This is a genomic window from Maritimibacter dapengensis (assembly GCF_019218265.1).
Lineage (GTDB): Bacteria > Pseudomonadota > Alphaproteobacteria > Rhodobacterales > Rhodobacteraceae > Maritimibacter > Maritimibacter dapengensis.
In genome coordinates this window covers 1-4371 of sequence record NZ_JAHUZE010000011.1, presented here as the reverse complement: position 1 = coordinate 4371, position 4371 = coordinate 1, and the positions used below count along the sequence as shown (strand labels likewise).

General features: G+C 62.8%; 1 protein-coding gene and 3 pseudogenes. 3 read left to right on the top strand and 1 reads right to left on the bottom strand.

The annotated features are described in order from the left end of the window. Positions 1–118 precede the first annotated feature (118 nt). From KJP28_RS19760 to KJP28_RS19750, 3 genes and pseudogenes are all read left to right on the top strand, one after another. A pseudogene (locus KJP28_RS19760) lies at positions 119–283 on the top strand (IS110 family transposase); the annotation flags it as partial. 390 nt (positions 284–673) lie between these two features. After that, a pseudogene (locus KJP28_RS19755) lies at positions 674–1527 on the top strand (IS5 family transposase). A gap of 155 nt (positions 1528–1682) precedes the next feature. Beyond that, positions 1683–3122, top strand: a complete 1440-nt coding sequence (locus KJP28_RS19750) for a hypothetical protein (protein WP_246146646.1) — start codon at positions 1683–1685, stop codon at positions 3120–3122. A gap of 346 nt (positions 3123–3468) precedes the next feature. Here the strand turns inward: KJP28_RS19750 and KJP28_RS19745 are convergent. Next, positions 3469–3993 (bottom strand): annotated as a pseudogene (locus KJP28_RS19745) (IS110 family RNA-guided transposase); the annotation flags it as partial. Between the last annotated feature and the right edge of the window lie 378 nt (positions 3994–4371).

Genomic DNA, 4371 nt, shown 5'->3' with positions numbered 1-4371 from the left:
CCTGTCTCAGGTTTAAGGGCAAAAATATCGGATTTAAAGGCAAAATATCATATTTAAGGGCAAAGCAAGGCCGTTGATTTCGTTGGATTTCTCATCTCACAATTAAGGGCTACGCGACAGGCATGTTCATGCCGCTGCCCGGCCGGGCACATGGCTTGGCGAGATGCTGACGCGCAAGCCGCCGATGCTGGTGCGGGTCGCGCTGGCGAACAAAATGGCGCGGATCGTCTGGGCGCTGATGGCCCGAGGCGGCGCCTACCAGTCTCCGACCGCTGCGGCGTAAGCCGTCACTGGTCGCGAGGACGTCGGAGCGGAAGAGGGCAAGGAGACGTTTGGCGCACGGTCGTGAGACGGGATCGGGAGAACCAGAGCGCAACAGAGTGCCATCGAGCACGCGGCTTTGATCTGGACCCGACCTGCGAACACCATACGGGCCCGCGGCGTGATGATGGCCGCAACAGAGGCCGGATACATGTCAGCACCCGACACCGCGCGAAACTGATCCAGAAACCCTCTTGCGCAAGGGGCGGTTATACATGTTGCGCAAATGCTGTGAAGGTTTCACCTTGCGAATCCAGTCTGTTAGTCAGGCTGCATGAGCAGACCCATACCCCCGACCTACAAGACCAGGAACTGGCCAGCCTACAATGAAGCAGTCAAGCGCCGGGGCTCGCTGACGATCTGGTTTGACCCCGAGATGAGCTGGGATGCCGCGCCGACAGGCAGGCGTGGCCGCCAGCAGACCTACAGCGATGCCGCTATCCAGACGTGCCTCTCGATGAAAGTGCTGTTCGGCATGGCGCTCCGGCAGACGACCGGGTTCGTCGAGAGCCTGCTACGGCTGGTCGGCCTGAACTGGACGGTGCCCGACTTCAGCACGCTATCTCGCCGCCAGAAGACCTTGGCCGTGAACATCCCCTACCGCGGCTCCAAGGGGCCGTTGCACCTGCTGATCGACAGCACCGGGATCAAGGTCGAAGGTGAAGGCGAGTGGCACGCACGCAAGCATGGCGGCCCGAAACGGCGCGTCTGGCGCAAGCTCCACCTTGGGATCGATGAAGAAACGTTGGAGATCCGGGCCGTCGAAGTCACCGGGAGCCACATCGGTGATGCGCCCATCCTACCCACCTTCTCGACCAAATCCCGCAGGACCAGGAAATCGGTAGCGTTACGGCTGATGGCGCCTACGACACGCGCAAATGCCACGATGCGATTGCAGATCGCGGTGCCCATGCCGTCATCCCGCCCCGCAAGAACGCGAAGCCCTGGAAGACGATCACCGCCGGAGCCGTGGCGCGAAATGAGGCCCTGCGCGCGGCGAAATACCTGGGCCGCGCGCTCTGGCGACGATGGAGTGGATACCACCGCCGAAGCCGCGTCGAGACAAAGATGCATTGTATCAAGTTGCTGGGCCAGCGGCTCATGGCACGGGACTTCGATCGACAGGTCGCCGAACTCCAGGTCCGCATCGCCGTCCTGAACGGCTACACCGCGCTCGGAATACCCGTCACGGAAGCTGTGGGATAAGTCCGTCCGGGGAAAGGGGAACCTCGGCCTTAAGCCGATTTGTGCATCAGAGCCCTTGACACTAATAATTAGCTATCTATGTTTTTCCCGGCGATGGTTCCCCGGAAGAGGAGCCGGATTTCATCGCTGCATCAAAATCAAACTGGAGGAAATTCATGTCACGGACAGCCAATTTGGTCGGCCCGCGTTCGCGGACCGGAATGGTGGTGCTTTGCCTCGCTCTGACCGCGGGCTTCGCCCCGCTCGCGTCGGCGCAGGAGCAGCCCGCCTTCAACGAACATGCGGGAACCCTGCCGGACGGGACGGCATGGCTGATCCGCGTGCCCGAGAACTGGAATGGTCGACTACTCAGGGATCTGGATTTCGCCAGCAACGTTTCGGTCGCGTCAGCGGTCCAGCGGTATGACGACCTGCTCGGTCGTGGCTATGCCTTCGCCGGGCTCGCCCGGCACCCGCTGCGCCTGTGGCAATACGATCCGCAGCGTGAAATCCTGAATCTACAAGCTGTTCAGGACATTTTCACGGACCTGGAGCGCGCTCCTGACATGGTGCTGCAATACGGCTGTTCTGGCGGAGGGCTCGACAGCCTCGCTTCGGCCGAGGATTACCCGGACAGGATCGACGGTGCCGCCGTGCTTGCCGCCCATACGCCGGTCTGGATCATGAGCAGTTTCCTGGATGGCTGGTTCGCCATGCAGACCCTGCTGGGCGAAAGCTATGAGGCCGCTGGGCACGGTCCGGCCAGCGATCTCGCCATCGTCGGCCTGCCCAATGCCGGAGCGGGTGGCGAGCGCAGCCTTGACGCGATCCGTGCGTCCTGGATGGCCGCCATCGAAACGGCGGGCGAAAGCCCGGAGGGCCGCGCGCGGCTGGCGCTTGCCTTCGCCATCGGACAGTGGTCGCCGTGGATGGTCGAGGGGACCGAACTACCCGACACCGCGGATGCCGGCGCCATGGCCGACATGATCGTGGCCTCGGCGCTGCGCATCGGCGGTAATGTTGGCGGGACCTCGCGGCTTCTGTTCGAAAACGCCGCATCGGGGCAGCAACTTTCCGGGAACGAGGGGGTCGACTATGCCGCCTTCTACCAGAATGCCGCACCCGCGATGGCGCGGACGGTTGAGGCGCTCTACGAACAGGCCGGTTTGGACCTTCAGGCCGACATTGCCAGGATCGACGCCGCCCCCCGCATCGCGGCCTCGGATTATGCGCGCGATTTCTGGGCCGCAGACGGGCGCACGACGACCGGCGATCTGCAGGTTCCGGCGATCCGCATCCACATGCTGGGCGACTGGGCCATTCCCTACACGCTGATGGAAGGCTACGGCGCGCTGGTGCAGGAGCAGGGTACCGGCGATCTGTATCGGCAGTCGCTGGTCCAGGGCACGGGCCATTGCGAGTTCACGGCTGCCGAAAGCACGGCCATCGTCGAGACCCTGGTCGAACGGATCGAAACGGGCGCCTGGCCCGAGACATCGCCCGAGGCGCTGAACGCCGCAGCCGAGGCGCTGGAAACCGGGAGCGCCCCCCGGTTCATCGAACACGGTGATTGGCGCGTGGCAGCCTATAACCGGCCCTGGGTTCCGGCAGAATGAGCCGATGGGGAACTGGCGCTGCGCCGGTTCCCCCACAGGTCCGGTGGCGCAAGTCATTGGTGGACCGTCGCCAACGCGCAGTGGGCATCTCTGGCGAGGGCAAGTGTTCCCATGTCTGGACGACCCCTGCTGCGCAAGCTGGGAATTGACGCGCCTATGCCGAAAGCAGTCATGTCTACGGCCTTTGTGGTGCGGTCTAGCCGCTGGCCCAGATGAAGTCCGCGGATCGGGTCCCAATCAAAATTGCGCGCTTTCTGCGCCTTGACCCCCTGGGGTGTCCCGATCCCCGGTTCGACCGGTTTGTCATCTCTTCTCAGCTTCACGCATTCCGTCAGCGGTTCCGCGCTCAGGAGACAGGGGCCGCGTAGATCTCGTTGCGGCGCAGGAGCGCCCAAGCGATCCGGGCAGTCTTGTTGGCGAGCGCGACCGCAACGACTTTCGGTCGCTTGCGTGCTTTAAGCCCAAGCATCCAAGCCTTGCCGGCATCGCCCTGCCTTGCAAAGCGAAGCACCGCAGTCGCGCCGGAAACGAGCAGTCGCCGGATATATCCATCACCCTGCTTGCTGATCCCGGTCTGTCGATCCTTGCCACTGCTTGAGTTCGCCCGTGGCGTCAGGCCTAGCCAGGCCGCGAACTGTCGTGCCGAGCGGAACAGGCTCGGATCCGGAACATTTGCAGCAATTGCGCTGGCGGTGATCGGTCCGATACCGGGAATGGTCGCCAGTCGCCGGCTCGTCTCGTGCGTCCGGTGCCACTCGAGGATCCGTTTCTCCAGGGCCTCAGCCTGATCGGCAATCGCCTCCGCTTGGCAGATCAACGCATGGATGGCAGCCGCAGCATGGTCAGGCAACCGTTCCTGGTTCTCTCGGAAGTGGGTGTCGCCTTGCCCTTAAATCCGAGACACGGCGCGTTTTCCGGCCTTTCTTGCCCTTAAATTTGAGATGAGGTGGCTGAACCGCCGACGCGTAGTCGCATCCGCTGAGCAATCTGGTCGACGGTTGCAAGCAGTCGGGGCTCCTTATCGTAGGCGCGAAGCAGGGCAACTCGTGCGTAGACGTCGATGTCCATGCTGCACAACGCAGCCTTTACCAGTGGACGTGATTGGGCGGAGGCAATGGCGGCAAGGCAGATGTCGCGTTGCCCTTAAATCTGAGACACGACGCGTTCGGGGATATTTTTTGCCCTTAATTATGAGATTCCACTGCCATCGCGCCTATGCTTTTCGCGCGCTGCCGGGCGATGTAATCGA

Bases quoted from the DNA above. Each gene is read 5' to 3' on its own strand.
- KJP28_RS19750 (WP_246146646.1), top strand. From the start codon at position 1,683: ATGTCACGGACAGCCAATTTGGTCGGCCCGCGTTCGCGGACCGGAATG.